This window comes from Vibrio cortegadensis (genome assembly GCF_024347395.1).
Taxonomy (GTDB): Bacteria; Pseudomonadota; Gammaproteobacteria; order Enterobacterales; family Vibrionaceae; genus Vibrio; species Vibrio cortegadensis.
This window is the reverse complement of record NZ_AP025472.1, coordinates 1,778,555-1,799,780: the sequence shown is the minus strand read 5'-3', so window position 1 is coordinate 1,799,780 and position 21,226 is coordinate 1,778,555. Positions and strand designations below refer to the sequence as shown.

General features: G+C 41.4%; 16 protein-coding genes. 6 read left to right on the top strand and 10 right to left on the bottom strand.

What is annotated here, in order from left to right:
• The first annotated feature begins 63 nt into the window (after positions 1-63).
• On the top strand, positions 64-1,947 hold the full coding sequence (locus OCV39_RS08515) for a methyl-accepting chemotaxis protein (protein WP_261888289.1): 1,884 nt from the start codon (positions 64-66) through the stop codon (positions 1,945-1,947).
• A 170-nt stretch (positions 1,948-2,117) separates the two neighbouring features.
• Here the strand turns inward: OCV39_RS08515 and OCV39_RS08510 are convergent, their stop codons facing one another.
• Both OCV39_RS08510 and OCV39_RS08505 read right to left on the bottom strand, forming a co-directional pair.
• The gene (locus OCV39_RS08510; protein ID WP_017053945.1) at positions 2,118-2,837 is read right to left on the bottom strand and encodes a 3'-5' exonuclease; all 720 of its coding nucleotides are present in this window, start codon (positions 2,835-2,837) and stop codon (positions 2,118-2,120) included.
• 6 nt (positions 2,838-2,843) lie between these two features.
• Complete coding sequence (locus tag OCV39_RS08505) at positions 2,844-4,733, bottom strand: putative nucleotidyltransferase substrate binding domain-containing protein (protein ID WP_113797270.1); 1,890 nt, start codon at positions 4,731-4,733, stop codon at positions 2,844-2,846.
• A gap of 182 nt (positions 4,734-4,915) precedes the next feature.
• On the opposite strand from OCV39_RS08505, the gene OCV39_RS08500 reads away from it, so the two are divergent.
• Entirely contained in the window at positions 4,916-5,548 is a 633-nt protein-coding gene (locus OCV39_RS08500; protein WP_113797268.1) for a porin family protein, read from the top strand.
• 90 nt (positions 5,549-5,638) lie between these two features.
• On the opposite strand, the gene OCV39_RS08495 is transcribed toward OCV39_RS08500, so the two are convergent.
• From OCV39_RS08495 to OCV39_RS08475, 5 genes are all read right to left on the bottom strand, one after another.
• Complete coding sequence (locus OCV39_RS08495) at positions 5,639-6,832, bottom strand: amino acid aminotransferase (RefSeq protein ID WP_261888288.1); 1,194 nt, start codon at positions 6,830-6,832, stop codon at positions 5,639-5,641.
• 231 nt (positions 6,833-7,063) lie between these two features.
• Positions 7,064-8,584, bottom strand: a complete 1,521-nt coding sequence (locus OCV39_RS08490; RefSeq protein WP_261888287.1) for an HD domain-containing phosphohydrolase — start codon at positions 8,582-8,584, stop codon at positions 7,064-7,066.
• Between the two features lie 310 nt (positions 8,585-8,894).
• Positions 8,895-9,194, bottom strand: a complete 300-nt coding sequence (locus OCV39_RS08485) for a hypothetical protein (RefSeq protein WP_261888286.1) — start codon at positions 9,192-9,194, stop codon at positions 8,895-8,897.
• 436 nt (positions 9,195-9,630) lie between these two features.
• Positions 9,631-11,031 carry an asparagine--tRNA ligase gene (gene asnS, locus OCV39_RS08480; RefSeq protein WP_261888285.1) on the bottom strand — a complete coding sequence of 467 codons (1,401 nt, stop codon included), beginning with the start codon at positions 11,029-11,031 and terminating at the stop codon, positions 9,631-9,633.
• A gap of 164 nt (positions 11,032-11,195) precedes the next feature.
• Complete coding sequence (locus tag OCV39_RS08475) at positions 11,196-12,821, bottom strand: methyl-accepting chemotaxis protein (protein WP_261889499.1); 1,626 nt, start codon at positions 12,819-12,821, stop codon at positions 11,196-11,198.
• 338 nt (positions 12,822-13,159) lie between these two features.
• Here OCV39_RS08475 and queD point away from each other — a divergent pair, with 338 nt between their 5' ends.
• Together queD and OCV39_RS21115 are read left to right on the top strand one after the other, a co-directional pair.
• Positions 13,160-13,519 (top strand): 6-carboxytetrahydropterin synthase QueD, encoded by a 360-nt coding sequence (gene queD, locus OCV39_RS08470; protein WP_017053937.1) that lies wholly within the window; start codon positions 13,160-13,162, stop codon positions 13,517-13,519.
• Positions 13,520-13,803: 284 nt separating this feature from the next.
• Complete coding sequence (locus OCV39_RS21115) at positions 13,804-15,102, top strand: methyl-accepting chemotaxis protein (RefSeq protein WP_113797258.1); 1,299 nt, start codon at positions 13,804-13,806, stop codon at positions 15,100-15,102.
• Positions 15,103-15,253: 151 nt separating this feature from the next.
• Here OCV39_RS21115 and OCV39_RS08455 read toward each other — a convergent pair whose 3' ends face one another.
• From OCV39_RS08455 to OCV39_RS08445, 3 genes are all read right to left on the bottom strand, one after another.
• On the bottom strand, positions 15,254-16,615 hold the full coding sequence (locus tag OCV39_RS08455; RefSeq protein ID WP_017053936.1) for an L-serine ammonia-lyase: 1,362 nt from the start codon (positions 16,613-16,615) through the stop codon (positions 15,254-15,256).
• A 98-nt stretch (positions 16,616-16,713) separates the two neighbouring features.
• Positions 16,714-17,967 carry an aromatic amino acid transport family protein gene (locus OCV39_RS08450; RefSeq protein WP_113797257.1) on the bottom strand — a complete coding sequence of 418 codons (1,254 nt, stop codon included), beginning with the start codon at positions 17,965-17,967 and terminating at the stop codon, positions 16,714-16,716.
• 297 nt (positions 17,968-18,264) lie between these two features.
• Positions 18,265-18,855 (bottom strand): CoA pyrophosphatase, encoded by a 591-nt coding sequence (locus tag OCV39_RS08445; RefSeq protein ID WP_171756474.1) that lies wholly within the window; start codon positions 18,853-18,855, stop codon positions 18,265-18,267.
• A 96-nt stretch (positions 18,856-18,951) separates the two neighbouring features.
• On the opposite strand from OCV39_RS08445, the gene OCV39_RS08440 reads away from it, so the two are divergent.
• Positions 18,952-19,494 (top strand): heme NO-binding domain-containing protein, encoded by a 543-nt coding sequence (locus tag OCV39_RS08440; RefSeq protein WP_113797253.1) that lies wholly within the window; start codon positions 18,952-18,954, stop codon positions 19,492-19,494.
• 5 nt (positions 19,495-19,499) lie between these two features.
• Positions 19,500-21,212 (top strand): ATP-binding protein, encoded by a 1,713-nt coding sequence (locus tag OCV39_RS08435; protein ID WP_261888284.1) that lies wholly within the window; start codon positions 19,500-19,502, stop codon positions 21,210-21,212.
• The last annotated feature ends 14 nt before the right edge of the window (positions 21,213-21,226 follow it).

Sequence of the window (21,226 nt, the reverse complement as noted above, 5' to 3'; positions counted from 1 at the left end):
AGAGCGTGAAAAAAATAGCTACTATCGCCAACTATTTTTGGCTACATGAGCTGATCTCGAATTATGAAAATTACTCTTAAACAGAAGTTGATAGGCGCAAGCTTATCGGCAGTTGTGTTGATGGCAACTGCATTGACTTGGATGTCCGCTGATAAATTATTTGAACAAACTCGAACTGGCATCTATTCAAGAGCACAAAGCCTTTCGTTTGCAGCTTCTGAAGGTATAGAAAGCTGGATTACTATTCGTAAAGATATCGCTTCAGCATTTAACGACTTTAGTGAAGAATCTGACGTTGTCCCATTTCTTCAACAAGCCCGTAAAGCGGGTAACTTTGACGATATTTTTCTAGGTACTCCAGAAGGTGGCATGTTCCGTTCACACCCTGAACGTAACCGTGCTGGTTATGATCCTCGTCAACGTCCGTGGTACAAAGATGCAAACTCTGCAGGTCAACAAATCATAACGACGGCTTACCAAGATGCGATCACCAATGCGTTACTTGTGACCATTGCTGAACCGGTAAATCAAAATGGCAAATTTGTTGGTGTTGTTGGGGCAGATGTACTGATTGACCAATTGATTAATGACGTCATCAGTTTAGAAGTTGGTGAAAATGCTTACGCAATGCTGATCGATACAAACGACGGCACCTTCCTAGCACACCCAGATAAAAGCTTACTGCTTAAACCGGTAAGCCAGCTTTCGAATGAGCTTAGCATGAACAGCATTGAGCAAGCAGTTCAAAGTAAGAGCATCGAAATCATCGAGAACAAGGGTAAGCAGAAGCTTCTATATTTTGTGAACGTTCCTAATACTAAGTGGATTTTTGGTATTGAGATGGACCGTGCAACAGAAGAAGCTGGGCACTCATCTCTACTGATGCAGCTGATTACAACGGCTGTAGTGATCACCATACTCGTTATTCTGTTAGTTTCTTGGTTAGTGAGCTTCTTATTCCGAGATCTTGGCCGTGTGTCTAAAGCACTTGAAGAAATCGCATCAGGCGAAGGTGATTTAACTCAGCGTTTAACACCACGTAGTGATGATGAAGTAGGCCAGCTTGCTACGAACTTCAATAAGTTTGTGGGTAACATGCACTTAATGGTTACCAAGTTAAGTGAAGTATCAGCATCTCTTTCAGAGCAAGCGAAGTTAACCGCTTCTCAAGCTGAAGAACGTAGTGCTCGTATTCAACTACAACAAGACGAGATCAATATGGTCGCGACTGCTGTAAATGAAATGGCTGCGGCGACTCAAGAAATTGCAGGAAATGCTGATAATACGGCTCAAAACTCTTCTGAAGCGGTAGGTGCGTGTGAACATGGTTCTAACCAAGTGACACAAACACAAAGCTCAATCCAAAACTTAGCTCAAGAAGTGCAAGTGGCGACGAATGTTATTCAAGAGCTTGAAGCGCACGGAAACAGCATCAATACGATTCTGTCTACCATTCAAGGTATTGCGGAGCAAACGAACTTGCTAGCACTGAATGCTGCGATTGAAGCGGCTCGTGCAGGCGAACAAGGTCGTGGTTTTGCTGTTGTTGCGGATGAGGTTCGTGTTTTAAGCCAGCGTACTCATGCGTCAACGCAAGAGATTCAGCAGACGATTGAGATGCTTCAAAGCACTACAACGAAAGCGGTTTCAATTATGGATGACAGCCGTATGCTTGCTGATACAAGTGTTGATGATGCAAACTCTGCCGCAGTCAGTTTGACTCAAATTCACACAGCAGTTGAGCGTATTAGTGATATGGCTACGCAGATCGCTTCTGCCGCTGAAGAGCAAGCCTCAGTGACATCTGAGATCACTCGTAATACTCAAGGTATTCGTGATGTATCAAATGAGCTAGCGACTGAAGCACAAGATGCAGCAACGCAAGCTGCTAAACTCTCTGATTTGTCATTTGAACTAGAGACAGAGATCAGCCAGTTTAAGCTATAAAGCTATAAAGCTATAAAGCTATAAAGCTATAAAGCTATAAAGTGAAAGTAAGAGTAAAAAGGAGCTTAAAATTAAGCTCCTTTTTTTGATCTTGATGTTAGCGAAAGAGTTGTCTCAACTATTGGCAATCAAGCTAAACCGCAGCTGACCATTAAATTAAGGAAAGGGAGTTAAAGCCAAAAGTCTCGTATTGGTTGGTTAGGATCAAAATGATGGGCAATTTGAGCCTGTAGCAGCTCAGCGGTAGCGATAGCATCCGTCAGAGCATGGTGCGGCGTATAAACAGGTAGCCCATAGCGAGTTCGGCTTTTCCCCAGACGCACAGAGCCAGGTTTCTTACCTTTTAACTTATTCCATAAGCCGCCAGAAATTTTATTCTGTAGATCGGATTCTATTTGCAGAGTATCGAGCACAGGGAAAATGATACCTTCATTGATACGAGCCTTTAAAGCCTGATCTAAAAACTCACGCTCAATGCGTCGATAATGCACGACCATTATTTTTCCTGAAAGTGCATCAAGCACTTCGTCAATCACTTCAGAAAAATCAGGTGCACCCAAAATATCATTATGCGTGATGCCATGGATCACAACTGACTCTTCTTCTAGCTTCTGCTTAGGTCGAACCGTCCAATGCTTCGCTCGGCTTAAACAGATACGATTGAGAGTAAATGGCACGACTCCAATCGTTATAATGCCATCTTTTTTAGGATCTAATCCGGTTGTTTCAAAATCCACAGCCAAGAATTCAATTTCAGAGATTGGCGTATCCGGGCTTGGTAGTATCTTGCTATAAAAAGATTGAAGTCGGTGATCTCTGGCTTGTATCAGTTTCTTTGAAAACTTCATTTGCCAGTCGATGCTTGGTTGTTGTAGTGCTTTAATAATCATAACGACCTACTTGAAACTGTTGCTTGCTTGGTAGCGGAATTTCAAGAAATTCTGTGCATTACTCAAAATTTGGAAAGCATCCTTTAGATTACGGCGCTCAAAGTCAGATAGGTTTTCAGGTTCGATATTGTTATCGGGCTCAATTTTGTTCTCAACGTCCAACGCTTGATGTCGAATCCTTACCATGTAGATGAACTCCATTGCATCTTTCAAATCTTGAGCGCGTCCTTTCGGAAGGATGCCAGCATCAATAATGTCATCCAATCGCTCGAATGAGTTTTGGGAACGGGAGCCAACCGCAAGAGCATGAACACGAACAAGATCGGCAAGTGGTGCAGTACCACGGCGTTTTAAGTTGATCGAGTTATTATGTCTGCCATCTTTTTCCATTACGAAGTCTTTGAAAAAGCCCAAAGGAGGCGTGCGGTTGAGAGCATTACGCGCAAGACATGCTAAGAAACGGTTGTTTTTTCTTGCTCTACGAACAATAAAACTATTGAGTTGTTCCGCCCACTTTAAGCGCCCATAGATACCATCTAGATCGAAAAAGATAGAGGCATTGAGCAGAGCTTTAGGGTTTGGATCATCAATCCAATCGGCAAAACATGCTTCCCACTCAGAACGAGTCATGCGCCACATTTTGTTGGTCGCCATGATATCGCCCGTGCAATAGCTATACCCACATTTATCTAGACCATCACAGATGAATTTAGAGAACGCCTCAAAGTAGGCATTATGTTTTTCATCGTCATAGCTTTCATCAAGGATAATCGCGTTATCTTGGTCGGTAACGATAAGCTGTTCATCTCGTCCCATAGAGCCAAGAGCAAGAAAGCAATAGGGGATTGGGGCGCTGCCAAGTGTTTCTTCTGCCAGTTCGATAATGCGCTGTTTGAAGCTGCGGCCAATGACTGACATCGCAGTCCCAACCATGTGAGAGTTTGCATCCTCATTTACTAAACGGACAAAGCTGTCTTTCACTTGCTCAGAGAGTGATACTAGCTCCTCAACGCTTTGTTGCTGGAAAATACTGCTTACGAGTAACAGAGAGTTTTGGGATTCATAACGGACAATATCAGTCGCTTCAATGATACCAATCGGTTTCTTGTCTTTTAAAACCGGTAAATGGTGCACGTTATAACGAAGCATGGTGAGCATTGCCTCGTATACATAGGCATTATGATCCAGAGATATAACTTCGGTGGTCATCACTGTGGACACATCATCACTTGGATCTAAGCCTTCAGCAAGCACTCGAGTGCAGAGATCCCGGTCGGTGATAATACCAATAACCGGTGAGTTATCATCTTCGTCATCTTGAATGATTTCGGGGTCGATAATCAGTAGCGATGATATGTTCTCTTCTGCCATCATTATTGCGGCTTGCTGTATGGTTTGATGCTTTTGAATTGTTGGGGCTTCACGGCTCAACAAGGTTCGCACTTTGGATGTTGTCAGATCATTGGCATCATTACTTTCTGAGTTAGCCTGTCTCAAACGCGCGTTATCTTCCACTTCGACAAAGTCTGCAAAGGAATCGTGGTTGTCATACAGTTCTTGGAATATCTCTTCAGAGAGGCAGTATACTAGGGTGTCTTCAATCGCTTTTACTGGGAAACGGACTTTATTGTTGGTAAGTAGGCCCATTTGCCCAAACAAGTCGCCTTGATCTAAGCGGTTATAAAGCTCTCCTTTACGTCGATATACTTCCACGACCCCGCTGCGAACGATATAGAGGTCATTAATATGATCGCCTAAATGTATGATAGGCGTATCTTGGCGATAATAGGATATTTCAACGTTTTGGGTAACTTTAGTGAGGACGTCTTCTGGGAGTTCGTTGAATGGGGGATATTGTGCCAGAAAATTTTGTATTTCGAGTAATTCAGCTTCCATATTTAAACACGTCCAAATAGATATACATAAGAAGAATAGACCATGTTACAGCATTTAAACTATTTGTCAGACAGTTTTCCAAATCGTGATTTCCTTCTTCTCATAATTTGATTTAATGGACTAGTATTCAATGAGATATCGAGTCAAACAATGTCAATTGGTGTTTAAAAGAGGGGTTTTATATGTTTAGAAGAGTGCTATTAATCGGCTTTGTCGTTTCCTCATTCTTTAGCCATGCACAAGAGCGTGATTCAATTTATGATACGCCGACAAGATACGATTACCTCTACGCAACAGTGAGTTCAGGTAGCTTTGATAGCGACATTGGGGGGAACTCTAATGTAACAACATGGAACTTAGGTGGGAACGGACTTGTGACAGAGCATTGGCTTGTCGCGGTCGATTATTCGGCTCGATTTGTTAATCTTAAAAGTACGGATTTAAGAATTGATACTTTGCTTGCGGGCGGTGGTTATCGATTCAAATTGAGAGAAGATTTAGACCTTGTCACCGTGGCTCAGGTTGGGGCAATAAAAGCAAAAGAGACCTTGGAATCGATAGATAAGACGCTCTATTCTGAATCTGAATTTGTGTATGCCGGCTCACTCTATTTGAACTATGCGTTTACTGAAAAAACAGAAGGTAGACTGGCGGCCGAATTCAACCGTAGCGATTGGATTGACGAAAATATCACTCGGTTAGAAGTGAATCACTATATAACATCAGCCATTGCGCTTGGGGGATTTTATACATACCGCAAAGCGAATAGTCACTACAGCAATGAAGCGGGAGTTTCATTTAGAGTGCTATATTAAACGCCACAAATTAAACGTCCAATTTTTATCTTAATCGCAATAAAAAAGACCAGATCGAGATCTGGTCTTTTAAGTTGTTAATCAAAACAATTAAAGTACAGCAGCAATACCTTTACATAGTGGACCCATGTTTGATTTTGTCATGCCTGCAACACTGATACGGCCAGAGCCAACAATGTAAATAGCGAACTCATCTTTTAAACGCGTTACTTGTGCTTTTGTCAGCCCTGAGAAAGAGAACATACCGTTTTGACGTTCAATAAAGCTGAAATCGGCATCGACACCTTCTGCTTTAAGTGTCGAAACAAAGAGCTCTCGCATCTCTTGAATACGATCTCGCATCTCTGTTACTTCCGATTCCCACTCTGCGCGAAGATCTTGGTCACCAAGAATATGAGTCACGACTGCGCTACCGTGAGCGGGTGGATTTGAGTAAATCGAGCGGATGATGCTTTTTACTTGAGAGAATGCAGTCGTAGCAACATCCGATGATTTTGCGACTAAAGTGAATGCACCAACGCGTTCATTGTATAAACCGAAGTTCTTTGAAAATGAGCTTGCTACAAGGATTTCGTCATTGTATTTTGCGAATGTACGTAAACCTGCAGCATCCTCTTCAACGCCTTTTGAAAAGCCTTGGTATGCGAAATCAAACAGTGGAAGTAGCTCTTTTTCAGCAACCAGTTTTGCAAGGACTTCCCACTCATCAGCGGTAGGGTCAATGCCTGTAGGGTTATGACAGCAGCCGTGAAGCAATACAATGTCACCTTTTGATGCTTGCTCAAGGTCAGCAACCATCGCAGAAAAATCTTTGTTTTTGGATTCAGCATCATAGTACGAGTATTGCGCAGTTTGGATGCCTGCAGCGTTAAATACACCATTGTGGTTCGCCCATGTTGGGTTACTGATCCAGATCTTAACGTCGCTACCCAATTGGCGCTTAATGAACTCACCAGCAACGCGTAGAGCACCAGTACCACCAGGGGCTTGCGCTGTTTTTGCGCGTTTCTCGCTCACAATAGATGCATCATCGCCAAAAAGAAGTTTTTGTACAGCAAGTCCGTATTCTGCTGTCCCTTCAATGGTGAGGTATGACTTAGTCTTCTCTTTTTCTAGCAGTGCTGCTTCTGCTTTTTTTACCGTTTTTAAAACAGGCGTCTCACCACTTTCATTTTTGTAAATCCCAACGCCTAGGTTAATTTTTTCAGGGCGAGTATCCTTTTTAAACTCTTCAGTAAGTCCAAGAATAGGGTCTGCGGGAGCTGCTGCAACTTTTTCAAACATAATCGTCATCCATGTAATTGAAGGGAGAATATTAATCACTCCAGTATTTATACCTGTAAGGATTTTACCTGACAATAACAATAGAAAAGAAAAAGTAAAAAAAATCAGTTTTGACGTGAAAAATGGCAGGAGAGGGTGTTTTCATAAAAAAACACTCTAGTTTTTGTTCACTAGAGTGCTGATTAATTGTTGTTGTGTGTAACATTTAACCCGTGATGGTTAGCGAAGCTGCTAAGTTGTTATCAGGCTTGGCTTCTCTAGTTTAGTATCCGTCATTGGTTGTTCGTCGGTTGGGGTATCCGCTGAATCTGTGTACTGAGCAGCAATGCTGATAAACCGAGCCTCAATCGCTAGAAATGCTTCAACAACATCAGGATCAAAATGGGTATTAGAGCCCTCTAGAATAATGGCTTTGGCTTTATCGTGGCTGAATGCGGGCTTGTAGACTCGTTTTGAGATTAAAGCGTCATAAACATCAGCAAGCGCCATTAGACGGCCTGAAAGTGGGATATCTTCGCCACCTAACTGGTTTGGATAACCACTTCCGTCCCATTTTTCGTGGTGAGTGAGCGAAATCTCTTTTGCCACTCGTAAAAATGAGCTGGTGCCAAGTTGCTTCTCTGCAATAGAAAGCGCATCCGCTCCGATCTGTGGGTGTCCTTTCATTATCTCGAACTCATCAAATGTTAATTTACCCGGTTTGAGTAGAACATTATCAGGGATCCCCACTTTACCCACGTCATGCAGTGGCGCTGACTTGTACAGTAGCTCGATATAATTCGGCGTAAGTAGTGTCGCGTGCTGAGGAGAAAGACTCAGTTGTTCAGCCAGAGCTTTAACATACTCTTGTGTGCGGAGTATGTGCGCCCCTGTTTCATTATCTCGTGACTCTGCAAGTGCGGAAAGGCTGACGATTGCGACGTCTCTGGTTGTTTTTACTTCATTTTGGCTAAGTTGAAGTGTGTCTAACATGGTATTAGTTAGTGACGCCATTGAGCCTAGTTCATCATGAGCAAATACGGGTAAGCGCGTGTTTATTTTACCTTGGGTGACTTGCAGTAAAGAGCACTCTTGGCTTAAAAGTACTTTTTTCATCAACTTGGTCCACAGCATCATGATGGCAACGGCGTAACCACCAAGTATTGCCGAAATATAGATAAACTCTTTGATCACGCTGATCTGACCTGAACCATCCAAAACCCGTGCAGGGTTGTGTTCAAGCCAGAAAATATCCTTAACCGCAACCATAGTGAGCATAGCCGTTAGGGTGACTAACAGTAATACGATTAAAGTAATCATTTGGCGAATGATGGACTGACGCTCTCCCTGTAATTGGAACTGGTTCGGTTGGTGTTCATCAGTTTTATCTAGCTGATCTATTTTTGCGACCAGTTGCAGTATTGTTCCGGTGAAGAATCCAAACAGTGTCATGCCAAATAGCACTTTTAAATTGCTGTCTAATGGGAAGTCATTATTGAGATTATAAAACGCAGCAAAGGGTAGGCTTGCGAAGAAAAATAGTGTGGTATCCAGTTGGCCAAACTTCATCTCTTTTACTAATGAATGATTGTTCAGTAGAAAGTGACGAATTAAAAAAGTAATCGTGAAAACGGTGCTTGTATGAATCATTACTTCTGTGGCGCTTAATGTTTCCAGCATAGGACAAACGCGTCCGCCATAGATCCCAAACAAAAAAGCGGCAACAACATATAGTTTTAATGTTAAAGACGCATTGTAGACAGATTGTTTCATGATAAGCCCTTTGAACATAACTGCTAAAATTTATTGTTCATTGCGTAATGTAATCAATGAGAAAAAAGTGATTACTATTGCGAAATGTCAACCGACAAATAATAAAGACCATCTATTTTATCTATAGATTTCAATTAATGATACAAATTATAAATACACAATTTTAACATGTGTACTCGGGACATTATTTTTTAATGGTGTCTGATGGTGTTATGGACGACGTAATCAGTGTGTCGCTTGTTGGGGGAGTGTTCTCTGAGGAAATGCACATAAAATTAACCCCAACATCTGTGCTGTTGGGGCTTTATGGCTATTTTTTAAGGTTTAGCTGAGATTCAATCGCTTGAGCCTCTACATCAGGGTTCTTAGACAGTTTGTCTGCCGCCCATGTATTCATATGTTTTAGAATCGCTGAAATAGCGTGCTTCTTAGTTGGTGTCTCTTCTTTATCGCATTCAAGTGGCTGTTTAGGGTGAGAACCTGTTGCATCTTCAGCAATGTTTAACCAATCTGGGTGCCAGTAATATGGTTGACCTGTCGATGATAACCAGCTATGAACACCGTTTGTCTCACCTTTATATTCCAAATTTTCTGTGTCTAATTTTTTCATGTTCTTCTCGAATTATTGTTATGGATAGATCGGTATTCCCGATGATCAAAGATTTACATTAGTAATGTAGCAAAGAGTTGAAGAATAAAAGTGAGGTCGATCTCAGTATCTGCCTATTTCGTGCAAACGTCACTGATGATTTTAAAATAAATGTGAAGTCTAACGTTTCAGGAATGAAAGTGACTTTGGCTAACTTTATGCAAAGATAGATTTTAAATTAAATTAGTTGAATAAAGGTGAAGCTAAATTCAGGACAAAAATGGAAGGGGAGATATTATTTATGATCGTTAAATATATTAAAAAAAGGTAATAAAAAGCCCACTCCCTAAGTGAGAGTGGGCTTAAATTTTTATGCACCGAAGTGTTGGTTACATAGTTATACTTTGCTAAAAGCTAAAAGCTAAAAGCTAAAAGCTAAAAGCTAAAAGCTAAAAGCTTAGAAGTTCGCAGAGCGTGGAGTACGTGGGAACGGAATAACGTCACGTACGTTACCCATACCTGTTACGTAAGACACTAGACGCTCAAAGCCAAGACCGAAGCCAGCATGAGGAACTGTGCCGTAACGACGTAAATCGCGGTACCAGCTCATGTGTTCAGGGTCGATACCCATTTCAATCATACGTGCATCAAGAATGTCTAGACGCTCTTCACGTTGAGAACCACCGATGATCTCACCAATACCTGGTGCAAGAACATCCATCGCAGCAACTGTTTTGCCATCGTCATTTTGACGCATGTAGAATGCTTTAATGTCTTTCGGGTAGTTCTTAACGATAACTGGTGCTTTGAAGTGCTCTTCAGCTAGGTAACGTTCATGTTCAGAAGACATATCAATGCCCCACTCAACATCAAACTCAAACTTACGACCAGAATCTTTTAGGATTTGGATTGCGTCAGTGTAGTCTACTTGTGCGAAATCAGAGCTTACAAACTGCTCTAGACGAGTGATCGCTTGCTTGTCGATGCGAGAAGCAAAGAACTCAAGATCATCACGACGCTCAGCAAGAACCGCTTCAAATACATACTTAAGCATGTCTTCTGCAAGTTTTGCTACATCATCAAGATCAGCAAAAGCAACTTCAGGTTCAACCATCCAGAATTCAGCTAGGTGGCGGCTTGTGTGAGAATTTTCAGCACGGAAAGTAGGACCGAATGTGTAAACTTTGCTTAGTGCACAAGCGTAAGTTTCAGCATTTAGTTGGCCAGATACTGTCAGGAATGTCTCTTTACCAAAGAAATCTTTGTCGTAATCAACATTGCCTTTGTCATCAAGTGGCAGGTTCGCGTGGTCTAGAGTAGAAACGCGGAACATCTCACCAGCACCTTCTGCGTCAGAAGATGTAATTAGTGGAGCAGACATCCAGAAGTAGCCTTGCTCGTGGTAAAAGCGGTGAATTGCTTGAGATAGACAGTTACGAACACGTGCAACAGCACCGATCACGTTAGTACGTGGACGAAGGTGTGCAACTTCACGTAGGTACTCAATAGAATGGCGAGTTTTAGCCATTGGGTAAGTGTCAGCATCTTCAACCCAGCCTACAACTTTTACTTCAGTTGCTGCGAGTTCAAAATCTTGACCTTTTGCCGGAGACTCAACAATCTTACCTGTTACTTCAACAGAGCAGCCAGTAGTTAGCTTTAATACTTCGTCTTCGTAATTATTAAGATTATTTGGGACCACGGCCTGAATCGGGTCGAAACAAGAGCCGTCATAAATGGCGAGGAAAGAGATTCCAGCTTTGGAATCACGACGTGAGCGGATCCAGCCCTGAACAGTTACTTCACTGTCTACTGCTAGTTTTCCACCAAGTACGTCTGCTACAGGCGCGTTAGTCATGTTAGTTACATTCTCCATTGAGGTAAAAACTCAACCTAATGTTAAACTTATCTGTTTAAATACATTGATTTGTATAAAAAACAGACGAAACATTAGGTTGTAGATTACTTTTTTAATTCAATGGAACATATTACCTGTCAAATCTGTCTCTTCAACCTTTATTGTTATTTGAGCGACGAATTATTTGAAGAAAGCGTGAATTGGTTGAGCAATAGCTCAAGTCTATCCGATAGTTGCTCCAAACTAACGCTAATATCCCGAGTCTGAGTTGCTGATTGAGACGTTTCATCAGCGTGTCTGGTAATTATTTCTACTTTCGACTGAACATCATGATTCAGTTGAGTCGTTGTTTGAGTTTGTTGCTGAATATTTGTCGCATGCTGGAGAACTTGTTGCATTTCACCGACCACGTTAGTCATCGCAAGTGATAGTTCTTCAATATCAGAAGAGCGTTTATGTGCATGATTACACACATCATCAACCGATCGTAGAGACTCTTCGCTCCCTTTTTTGAACTCAGCAATAATCGTTTTAATATTCCCCGTCGCTTCAGAGGTTCTTGAGGCAAGTTGTCTTACTTCATCGGCCACTACCGCAAACCCGCGTCCTTGCTCTCCTGCTCGGGCGGCTTCAATGGCAGCATTTAAAGCCAATAGGTTGGTCTGCTCGGCAATGCCATTAATCACTTCGAGAATGGATGATACTTGAGTCGTCCGCTGGTTTAATTCCGAAATCTTGTTCTTCACATTTTCAATATCACCGACTAGGTGTTTAATCTCTTCGCTGGCCGAGTGAGCTTGATCTGCACTCGCTTGAGCGACAGATGTGGTATGAGTAATAAGAGTGGATGCATCAATCGTCGCTTGCTCAACATTGACCTGTTGATCTTGCATTGTGTGGATATTACTTTGAACTTCTGCGGTTTCATCTTGCTGATTATTTGCCGCCCTATCTGTAACTTGAGCCACTCCAGTCAGTTTGGTCGCAGAGTCGGAAAGGGTATGAGAAGTATCTTGGACCTTCATTAAACTTTCAGAAACCGTATCCATGAATGAATTGATAGACTGAGCCAGAGAACCAACCTCATCAGTTTGTTTGCTAGGAATACGTTGAGATAGATCTTTATTCTGACTCACGATTGTCATGAAACGGGATGTTTTCTGGATAGGACTCACGACTATTTTTCGGATTAATCCCATAGTGATTATGAATCCGATAAAAGCGATACCTGCCATAATAGCGATAGCGATCATGGTTCGTTTGCTTATTAACGTATTGACGCTGCTGAGATTGTACTCAAGTCTAATCGCCCCTAACACTTCACCTTCTGGGGCCATATGACAGGCGACACAATTGGTGCCTCTGTAGTTTTCACTTGATTTCATTGGTAAGGCAACGACTAAACCTTTTCCCCAGCTGGCGTTAAAAGGTTCAATAACCATTTCACCTTCGAGCGCTCTACGGTCAATATCATCGATAGGTTGCTGATTACTTTGCCCCGGCCCATAAAGCTTGCTGACATGCTCGGCTCTCAGTACTCGAACTACTTCAATACCATCTTGAGCGAGTGCCTTTTGGCGTAATGTCTCTTTTTGAGCCATTGTTCCTGTCAGCATCATCATATTAAGGCTATCGAAATAGTTACTCGCCTTATCGTGTAGCTGCTGACTTAATACCGAATTGATCAATTCTCTTTGTTGGAAATACTGATAAGAGGTTGAAACCGCAAGGACACAAGTGAAGACGGTCACTAAAGTAACCAGTATTTTAGAGGTTATGGTCGAGAATATTGGATTAGAGAGCATTAGGTTCTTTAATTATTAGTATGAATAGACGATGTGAATATAAGGTTAAACATAAGTAACACCAAAGAGGTATCGCTAGTAATGTGACCACACACAAATTACGGTTAATGTAAATGTGATGTAGCTAACTTGTGATGTTAATTTGACGTGCAGATGTCATTTGTCTGGCGCATTATTGTGTAAAGAATCGCATTTAGAGCCCCTTAAGATCTGCGTTCATAGCGATATGGAGAGCTTCGCAACATTCGATGGAAATTCAAAAGCTTGTCTATAGGCGTTGTTTTAAGTAGCATTGCGCGTCTTTTAAAATCCTGAGAATCGAAATGAAAACTGAACTGTACAAAGACTTTATGTTTGAAGCTGCACATCACTTACCACATGTTCCAGAAGGTCATAAATGTGGACGCTTACATGGACACTCTTTCATGGTTCGCTTATATGTTGAAGGTGAAGTCGATCCTCATACTGGCTGGATCATCGACTTCTCAGAAATTAAAGCTGCATTCAAACCGATTTATGATCGCTTAGACCATTACTACTTAAATGATATCGAAGGATTAGAGAATCCAACGAGCGAAGTTTTGTCTAAGTGGATTTGGCAGCAATTAAAACCATCTCTTCCATTATTAAGCAAGGTTGAGATAAAAGAGACTTGCACGGCGGGTTGCACTTATATCGGTTAACCTGCGCTAATTAGAATAAGCTGTAATTTTAAGTTACAGCTTCCTTTATTGTTATTAACATCGTTTAAATCTATTTTTAACCTCTTATATTCCCCCGTATTATATCCATTCTCAGTTTTATTTATTTACTAATGTTCTTGTTGAGCATTGTTCATTTTTTCATATTTAATATTATTTATTTTCATGATGTGGGGTAAAATTGTGCTTGAGAAATCGTGTGCTATGCTGCTTGACGATATATACTAATATTATTATCAGTATGAACTTTATGGAATGTTACAGATATGTTTAATAAAAATAAGAAAAAAGTTTTAGAGTTAACTGAGCAATTAAAAGCGATGCAAAGCCAACTGGATGCTATTCACCATTCCGTACCGACCATTGAATTTACGCCGAGTGGAGACATATTGGCGGCTAATGAACTGTTTTTAGATATTGTTGGATATTCAATGGAAGAGGTTAGAGGTAAGAATCACTCTAGTGTCTGTTTTCCGGAATATACCCGTACTCCAGAATATGCTCAGTTTTGGAGAGATCTTGCGAATGGTGTTATGCAAACAGGGCGTTTCCAACGAGTTCATAAATCTGGTCATGAAATTTGGCTTGAAGCGACATATTTTCCAATTATGCAGGATAATAAAGTTGTTAAAGTGATGAAAATTGCCAGTGATGTGACTGAGAAGCATCAAGAAAGTATTGCTCGTTCAAGTGTTTTACAGGCACTGAATCGCTCTTTGGCGACAATTGAGTTTACTCCTAGTGGGGAGATTATTACTGCAAATGAGAACTTCTTAAATGCTGTAGGCTATCGACTTAATGACGTTGTTGGTAAACACCACCGTATATTTTGCAGCGATAAATTTTACCTTGAAAATCCGAGCTTTTGGGATGAATTAGCAAAAGGGCAAATTAAAGCAGGTCAATTCCAACGTAGAGGCTATTCTGGTCAAAATATATGGTTAGAAGCAACCTACAACCCAATTTTCGACTCCAACGGCGTTGTGACGAAAGTTATTAAGTTTGCAACAGATATTACAGCACAGATTGAACGTAACGAAGCGGTGGCTCATGCCTCTGATGTGGCGCATAGTACGTCAGTAGAAACCGCTCAAATTGCCAAGCAGGGTTCTGAACTATTGGCTGATTGTGTGAACGTGTCACTTTCAATTGATTCTAAAGTTGAGGAAGCAGTAGAACAAACGAGAGAGTTAAATTCTCGCTCTCGCGATATTGGTGAAATTGTAAGTACCATTAAAGGGATTGCCGAGCAGACGAATCTTTTAGCATTGAACGCAGCTATTGAAGCCGCTCGTGCTGGTGAAACTGGTCGAGGTTTTGCTGTTGTGGCTGATGAAGTGAGGCAACTTGCGGCGAGAACCGCACAGTCAACCAACGAAATTGAAGCGGTGGTGTCAAACAACCAGACGCTTACTGCGGGAGTGATGCAATCTATGTCTGAAGTTTCTGAAATATCCAATGAAGGAACACAGAAGATTACCGAAGTTTCATCGGTGATGGATGAAATATACAACGGCGCAGAAAATGTGACACAAACAGTAGGGCAGTTGAATAACGATTTGTAGCCTAGCTCGCTGTTGTTCATAAATTTAAGATAATAAAAAAGGCGACATAGTCGCCTTTTTTGTTTTTAAATACTTTAGTTCTTAAATAATTTAGTTTTTAAACACTTTTACTTTTAAAAACTAATGAATATTAGCTATTAGTATTTGAGTATTAGCAGATAACTTTGATTGCCAAGCCACCTTGAGAAGTCTCACGGTATTTAGCATTCATGTCTTTACCTGTTTCCAGCATTGTTTCGATAACTTTATCAAGAGAAACACGTGGTGCAGAAGCACGACGTAGAGCCATACGAGAAGAGTTAATCGCTTTTACTGCTGCAATACCGTTACGTTCGATACAAGGAACTTGTACTTGGCCTGCTACTGGGTCACAGGTTAAACCAAGGTTATGTTCCATACCGATTTCTGCTGCCATACAAACTTGTTCAGCACTGCCACCCATTAGCTCAGCAAGACCTGCCGCAGCCATTGAACATGCAACGCCAACTTCACCCTGACAACCCACTTCAGCGCCAGAGATAGAAGCATTTTGCTTGTAAAGACCGCCGATAGCGCCAGAAGCCGCGAAGTAACGAATGTAATCTTTTTCAGTTACGGTTTGGATAAATTTATCGTAGTAAGCAAGAACTGCAGGAATAATGCCACAAGCACCATTTGTAGGAGCCGTAACAACACGACCACCTGCTGCATTTTCTTCATTTACCGCAAACGCATACATGTTTACCCAATCGATAACTGTCATCGGATCGGTATTGGTTTTTTCTGAAGTTAATAGCTGTTGGCGTAATGCCGCTGCACGACGAGGTACACGTAGAGGCCCTGGAAGTAGACCTTCAGTATTCATACCACGCTCCATACATTCACGCATGGTTTTCCAGATGTTAGCGAAGTAGGTACGTACTTCTTCATCTGCGTAAAGGGCATGTTCGTTAGCCATTACCAACGTACTAATAGATAAACTGTGCTCTTGGCATAGGTTTACCAACTCTTCAGCTGTGTTGTATGCGTAAGGTACTTTAATAGCAGACTTTTGATCTTTACCAAAGTTCTCTTCGTCAACGATGAAACCGCCGCCAATAGAGTAATAAGTTTTAGAGTATGCTTTTTCGTCGTCGATCCATGCGTGAATCTGCATGCCGTTCTCATGTAAATCGAGATTGGTAGTGTGGAAGTTCATCCCACTATCTTTAGGGAACGAAACCGTATGGCAGTGCATGCCTACAGGTAAACGTTCAGTTTCTTCAACGCGAGCAATAAATCCTGGAATGGAGTCGATATCTACTTTTTCTGGGCTATTACCAGCAAGACCCATGATGATAGCGACATCTGTGTGGTGACCTTTCCCTGTCAGTGATAATGATCCATAAACGTCCACGGTAATTTTAGTGATGTCGCGCAATTTTCCCATTGAGCGTAGGTCATCAATAAATTCTTTACCCGCTTTCATTGGTCCAACAGTATGTGAGCTCGAAGGACCAACACCAATTTTATAGATATCAAAAACACTAATCATAGTGATTACCTCTAAAGAAGCCTCCGGGGAGGGAGGCTTTTTATTATCATTATTATTTAATTCACCTGAAACGACTTATGGTAATAAGTGGTTGCAGATTATAGAGCGCCGTAGATTACAGAAGTAATAGCTGCGATACCACAAACTGCTGTAAATAGTTGTACAGGAGCTGAAGTTTTAAGCTTAGCCATTGCTGGCACTTTGCGCATTGCATATACAGGCATTAGGAACAGGATTGCAGCGATCATCGGTGCACCCATTGTTTCAATCATACCTAGAATGCTTGGGTTGATGATAGCAACAGCCCAAGTAGTAACAACGATAAAGATTAGAGATACTTTCTCGATTGATTTAACTGGAGCTTTAGAGCGAGACTTACCAAGACCTACTAGACCTTCGTGAGCACCAAGGAAGTGACCGAAGTAGCTAGAAGTAATAGCAGCGAAAGCAACGAATGGACCAAGAACCGAGATTAGTGGAGATTCGTGAACGTTAGCTAGGTAAGAAAGAACACTGATGTTTTGCTCTTTTGCTGTTGCTAGTTGCTCTGGAGATAGAGAAAGCACTACAGAGAAAACGAAGAACATAACGAAGCCCATAAGCATCATTGCTGCACCGCCAGTGATCATGTCTGTTTTCTTAGACGCGTCTTCACCGTAAGTTTGGCGTTGTTCTTTAGCGAACTGGCTGATAATTGGGCTGTGGTTGAAAGAGAAAACAATGATTGGAATTGCAAGCCATACAACAGAAGGCATAGTTGACCATTCTGGAGTAACAGACAGCATTGAAGTGTTCCAATCAGGGATTAGGTAGAAAGATAGTGCTAATAGAACCGCTACTAATGGGTAAACCATAACAGAAGTCGCTTTAAGCATTAATTCTTTACCAAATACTACACCAGCAGTCATTGCAGCGATAAGGCAACCAGAAAGTAACCAGCGAGGAATAGATTCCATGCCAACTTGGTTAACTAGGAAAGAATCTACAGTGTTAGTGATACCAACGCCGTAAATTAGAACGATAGGGTAAATCGCGAAAAAGTAGGCAAAAGTAATAAGGTTCGCGCCAGTTTTACCAAAATGTTCTTCAACAGTATCTGTGATATCAGCGTTAGGATTTTTAGCTGATAAAACAAAACGTGCCAAACCTTTGTGTGCAAACCAAGTCATTGGTGCTGCGATTAGAGCTAGGATAACTAATGGCCAAAAACCACCAGCGCCCGCTTTAATTGGAAGGAAAAGAACACCAGCACCAACAGCAGTACCGAATAATGATAGAGCCCAAGTGAAATCTTTGTAAGTCCACTTAGTACTTGTTTTAGCGGCCGTAGCCGAAGAAGTTGTTGTATTCATGTTAAATTTGCTCATTTTTTGGGAACAGGAAATAAGTCGAGGCGTATTTTGCAGAATTTTCGTCTGCAAAAAATAGATCTAAATCATGTATTGAATGAGCTTATTGAATGTTTTATCAAAAATGCATTTTGGATCACGAAAATGCCGTGCTACAGGTGAGGTTTAGTAATGCTTGGTATTAGTTTTTATAATGCTTGAGTGCTAATTGCTCGTCCGTATTTGTCGCAACCGTTTGCTATATTTAAAGGCAAATCAGACATGGCTTTTGAACAACACGTTAAATTAACAATTAATAAACTAGTGTGTAATTTGTTGCTGTAAAGATTGGATGATTTGAGCCGTCATTCCCCATATAAAATGCTGCTCATATGGAATGGCGAAAACTCGGTGAGGCTCATTTCGAATTGTAAATAAATGGCTAAATAGTTTAGACGTATCGAGTAAATGAGATGCCGGAACCTCAAATAGTGACTCGACTTCGTTAGGATCAATGTTAGCGGTATAACCTGAGTGAATGAAAGCGAGTACTGGAGTCACAGAAAATTGGCTTACGGTCGTAATTTCGGGCAATTGACCTAAAATCTCAATATGCTCTGCTGGAATACCAATCTCTTCACTGGTTTCTCTAACGGCAGTATCGAGGAGGGAGTTGTCATATTGTTCGTGTTTTCCGCCTGGAAAGCTGATTTGTCCGGGGTGATGTTTTAAATGCTGAGCGCGCTTCGTTAACACTATATTCAGTTGATTCTCTCGTTCAACAAAGCCTATTAGTACAGCGGCTTTTCTCAGTGTACGGGTATTAAGGTGTTCGACACGCTTGGTTGAGTCAGCATCATAGTCGACCAGTTGATGAAACTGAAAGTACTGAATCAAGGTCTTTTTATTCATTGGTTCACCACTTGAAGATTTGTTTTTGAATTGGATTGAAAAAAATGGTTCTATGAATCATGCTTTTAATTGATATTAACAAGAGTAGTTCAAATTATGAAAGGAATCATATTTACCGAATTTCTTGAATTAGTAGAGGATAAGTTCGGTCTTGATACATTGGATCAAGTACTGCAACTCTCTGCCGATGAAGGCGTGTATACCTCTGTTGGGAGCTATAACCACAAAGATTTAGTGACGCTTATTATCAACCTAAGTAAAATTACAGGCGTATCGGCTGAGGAGTTACAACGCGTTTTTGGCCAATCGGTATTCACAGATCTGTTGAACACACTCCCGCCAGAGGCTAGTTTGCTTCAATGCAATACCACATTTCAGTTCATCCATCATGTTGAAGACTATATACACGTTGAAGTAAAAAAACTGTATCCGGATGCTCAACCCCCTCAATTCAATTTTATCAGTGAGACAAGTTCTGAGATGGTCATGGATTACCGCAGCGCTCGTTGTATGTCCCATGTCTGCCTCGGTTTAATCGAAGGTTGTGCTGCTCATTTTTCTGAGACGATTATCAGCCAAATGGAACCGTTAGACCCGTCGCAAAGCGTTGTTCGGTTTCACTTACGTATTGATGAGTAGAGAACATGCCAGAAAATTCTCCAATAGAGCGTAAGCTTAAGCGTGAAATAGCATCACGAAAAGAGGCGGAAAAGCTTTTAGAAAATAAAAGCTTAGAACTTTATGAGTTGAATGAAAAATTAGAGATAGCATTAAAAAGATTAGAAGCCACATCTGAATCTAATATCAAAAAGTTAGAGTTTGAAGAGCAGATAGATGCCTTGTTGATCAGTTTTAGTCGGGTTTTTATCTCTAGTGATTTGGATGCCGTAGTTTTAGCTAACTTTTTACAGCGATTAACTAACAACGCGGTAATTGAATCAAGCTACCTGTCTTTGACCAATAACGCTATGAGCGGCTTAAGCGCTTTGGAGTACGGCGATAAATCTATTCGAAAAGTGACTCAAGAAGTCATCGCCCAAGACGTTCCTCGTCCTCAGTGGATCGATAGGCAGTTATGTATTCCACTGGTCATTGAACACAACATCGTTGGCGTGATTGGTTTTGCGGTGAATGCAGAAATCAGCGATCGTGATTTCGTCGAAAAACAACTCGTGCTTGCTGGGGATTTGCTCTGTAGTGCGATTAGTCGCTCGATGATCATGAATCGTCATATTGAATCTAGACAACGCGCAGAAGAATCGGAACGTTCTACGCGTGATTTTGTAGCAATGATCAATCATGAACTGAGAACGCCACTCAATGGTTTACTCGGTAGTGCTGAATTACTGAGAGACACTCAGCTCGATCAAATACAAACCGACTATATTGATAACCTTAGTCAATCTGGTGAGTTGCTTCGGGCGATTATCAATGACTTGCTTGATTTCAGTAAAATTGACGCAGGCATGATGGAGTTAATTCCTAAGAAGTTTCACTGGCAGCAATTGGAATCGACAATACAAGGTATTTTTAAACCCAAAGCAGCCGAGAAAAGAATTGTACTCAATATTGGCAGTGAAGGAAGAATGCCAACATGCTTCATCGGTGACTTAGAAAGGATCACGCAAGTTCTTGTGAATTTAGTCGGTAACGCTATTAAGTTTACTCATCAAGGTGAAGTCAAACTCCTCGCGGTATGGAGTGACGACCGCATTAATATTGAAGTAAAAGACTCAGGCATTGGTATTGCTCTTCAGCAACAAGAGAAGTTATTTGAACCCTTTACTCAAGCTGATCGATCAAGCAGCCGTCACTATGAAGGAACGGGCCTTGGGTTGGCTATTTGTAAACGGCTGGTTGATTTGATGGGAGGAGACATCTCCTTTACCAGTGAAATAAAGCAGGGCACTCGCTTTCAACTATCACTTCCTTTAACGGTCGCTCAGGAAGAGGTAATTGATACGCGAAACCCAGTTAAAGAATTGTGTGAGAAAGAGTTAAGTCAGCTAAACGTTTTGGTTGTGGACGATATTCGTATCAATCAGGTCATCATCAATCAAATGTTGAAGAAAATGGGCATTAAACCAACCGCCTGTATGAATGGAGTTGAAGCATTAAAAACGGTCGCTTGCCAGTCGTTCGATGTCATTTTTATGGATTGTCGAATGCCAGAAATGGACGGCTTTGAAGCAACAAAAAGGCTGCGTGAATTGGGTTACAATCTACCAATATTAGCCTTGACCGCAGGCACTACACTGGAAGAGCGTGAAGAGTGTATTCAGTGTGGGATGGATGACATCCTGACCAAGCCTTATACCGCTGACGATCTTAAAGCCATGTTAGAGAAGTGGGGCTAACTTAAATTACCCCA

What these genes read in the sequence shown, in the direction of transcription:
- OCV39_RS08515 (WP_261888289.1), top strand. Translation starts at nt 64, where the DNA reads ATGAAAATTACTCTTAAACAGAAGTTGATAGGCGCAAGCTTATCGGCA.
- OCV39_RS08510 (WP_017053945.1), bottom strand. Translation starts at nt 2,837, where the DNA reads ATGATTATTAAAGCACTACAACAACCAAGCATCGACTGGCAAATGAAG.
- OCV39_RS08505 (WP_113797270.1), bottom strand. Translation starts at nt 4,733, where the DNA reads ATGGAAGCTGAATTACTCGAAATACAAAATTTTCTGGCACAATATCCC.
- OCV39_RS08500 (WP_113797268.1), top strand. Translation starts at nt 4,916, where the DNA reads ATGTTTAGAAGAGTGCTATTAATCGGCTTTGTCGTTTCCTCATTCTTT.
- OCV39_RS08495 (WP_261888288.1), bottom strand. Translation starts at nt 6,832, where the DNA reads ATGTTTGAAAAAGTTGCAGCAGCTCCCGCAGACCCTATTCTTGGACTT.
- OCV39_RS08490 (WP_261888287.1), bottom strand. Translation starts at nt 8,584, where the DNA reads ATGAAACAATCTGTCTACAATGCGTCTTTAACATTAAAACTATATGTT.
- OCV39_RS08485 (WP_261888286.1), bottom strand. Translation starts at nt 9,194, where the DNA reads ATGAAAAAATTAGACACAGAAAATTTGGAATATAAAGGTGAGACAAAC.
- asnS (WP_261888285.1), bottom strand. Translation starts at nt 11,031, where the DNA reads ATGACTAACGCGCCTGTAGCAGACGTACTTGGTGGAAAACTAGCAGTA.
- queD (WP_017053937.1), top strand. Translation starts at nt 13,160, where the DNA reads ATGAAAACTGAACTGTACAAAGACTTTATGTTTGAAGCTGCACATCAC.
- OCV39_RS21115 (WP_113797258.1), top strand. Translation starts at nt 13,804, where the DNA reads ATGTTTAATAAAAATAAGAAAAAAGTTTTAGAGTTAACTGAGCAATTA.
- OCV39_RS08455 (WP_017053936.1), bottom strand. Translation starts at nt 16,615, where the DNA reads ATGATTAGTGTTTTTGATATCTATAAAATTGGTGTTGGTCCTTCGAGC.
- OCV39_RS08450 (WP_113797257.1), bottom strand. Translation starts at nt 17,967, where the DNA reads ATGAATACAACAACTTCTTCGGCTACGGCCGCTAAAACAAGTACTAAG.
- OCV39_RS08445 (WP_171756474.1), bottom strand. Translation starts at nt 18,855, where the DNA reads ATGAATAAAAAGACCTTGATTCAGTACTTTCAGTTTCATCAACTGGTC.
- OCV39_RS08440 (WP_113797253.1), top strand. Translation starts at nt 18,952, where the DNA reads ATGAAAGGAATCATATTTACCGAATTTCTTGAATTAGTAGAGGATAAG.
- OCV39_RS08435 (WP_261888284.1), top strand. Translation starts at nt 19,500, where the DNA reads ATGCCAGAAAATTCTCCAATAGAGCGTAAGCTTAAGCGTGAAATAGCA.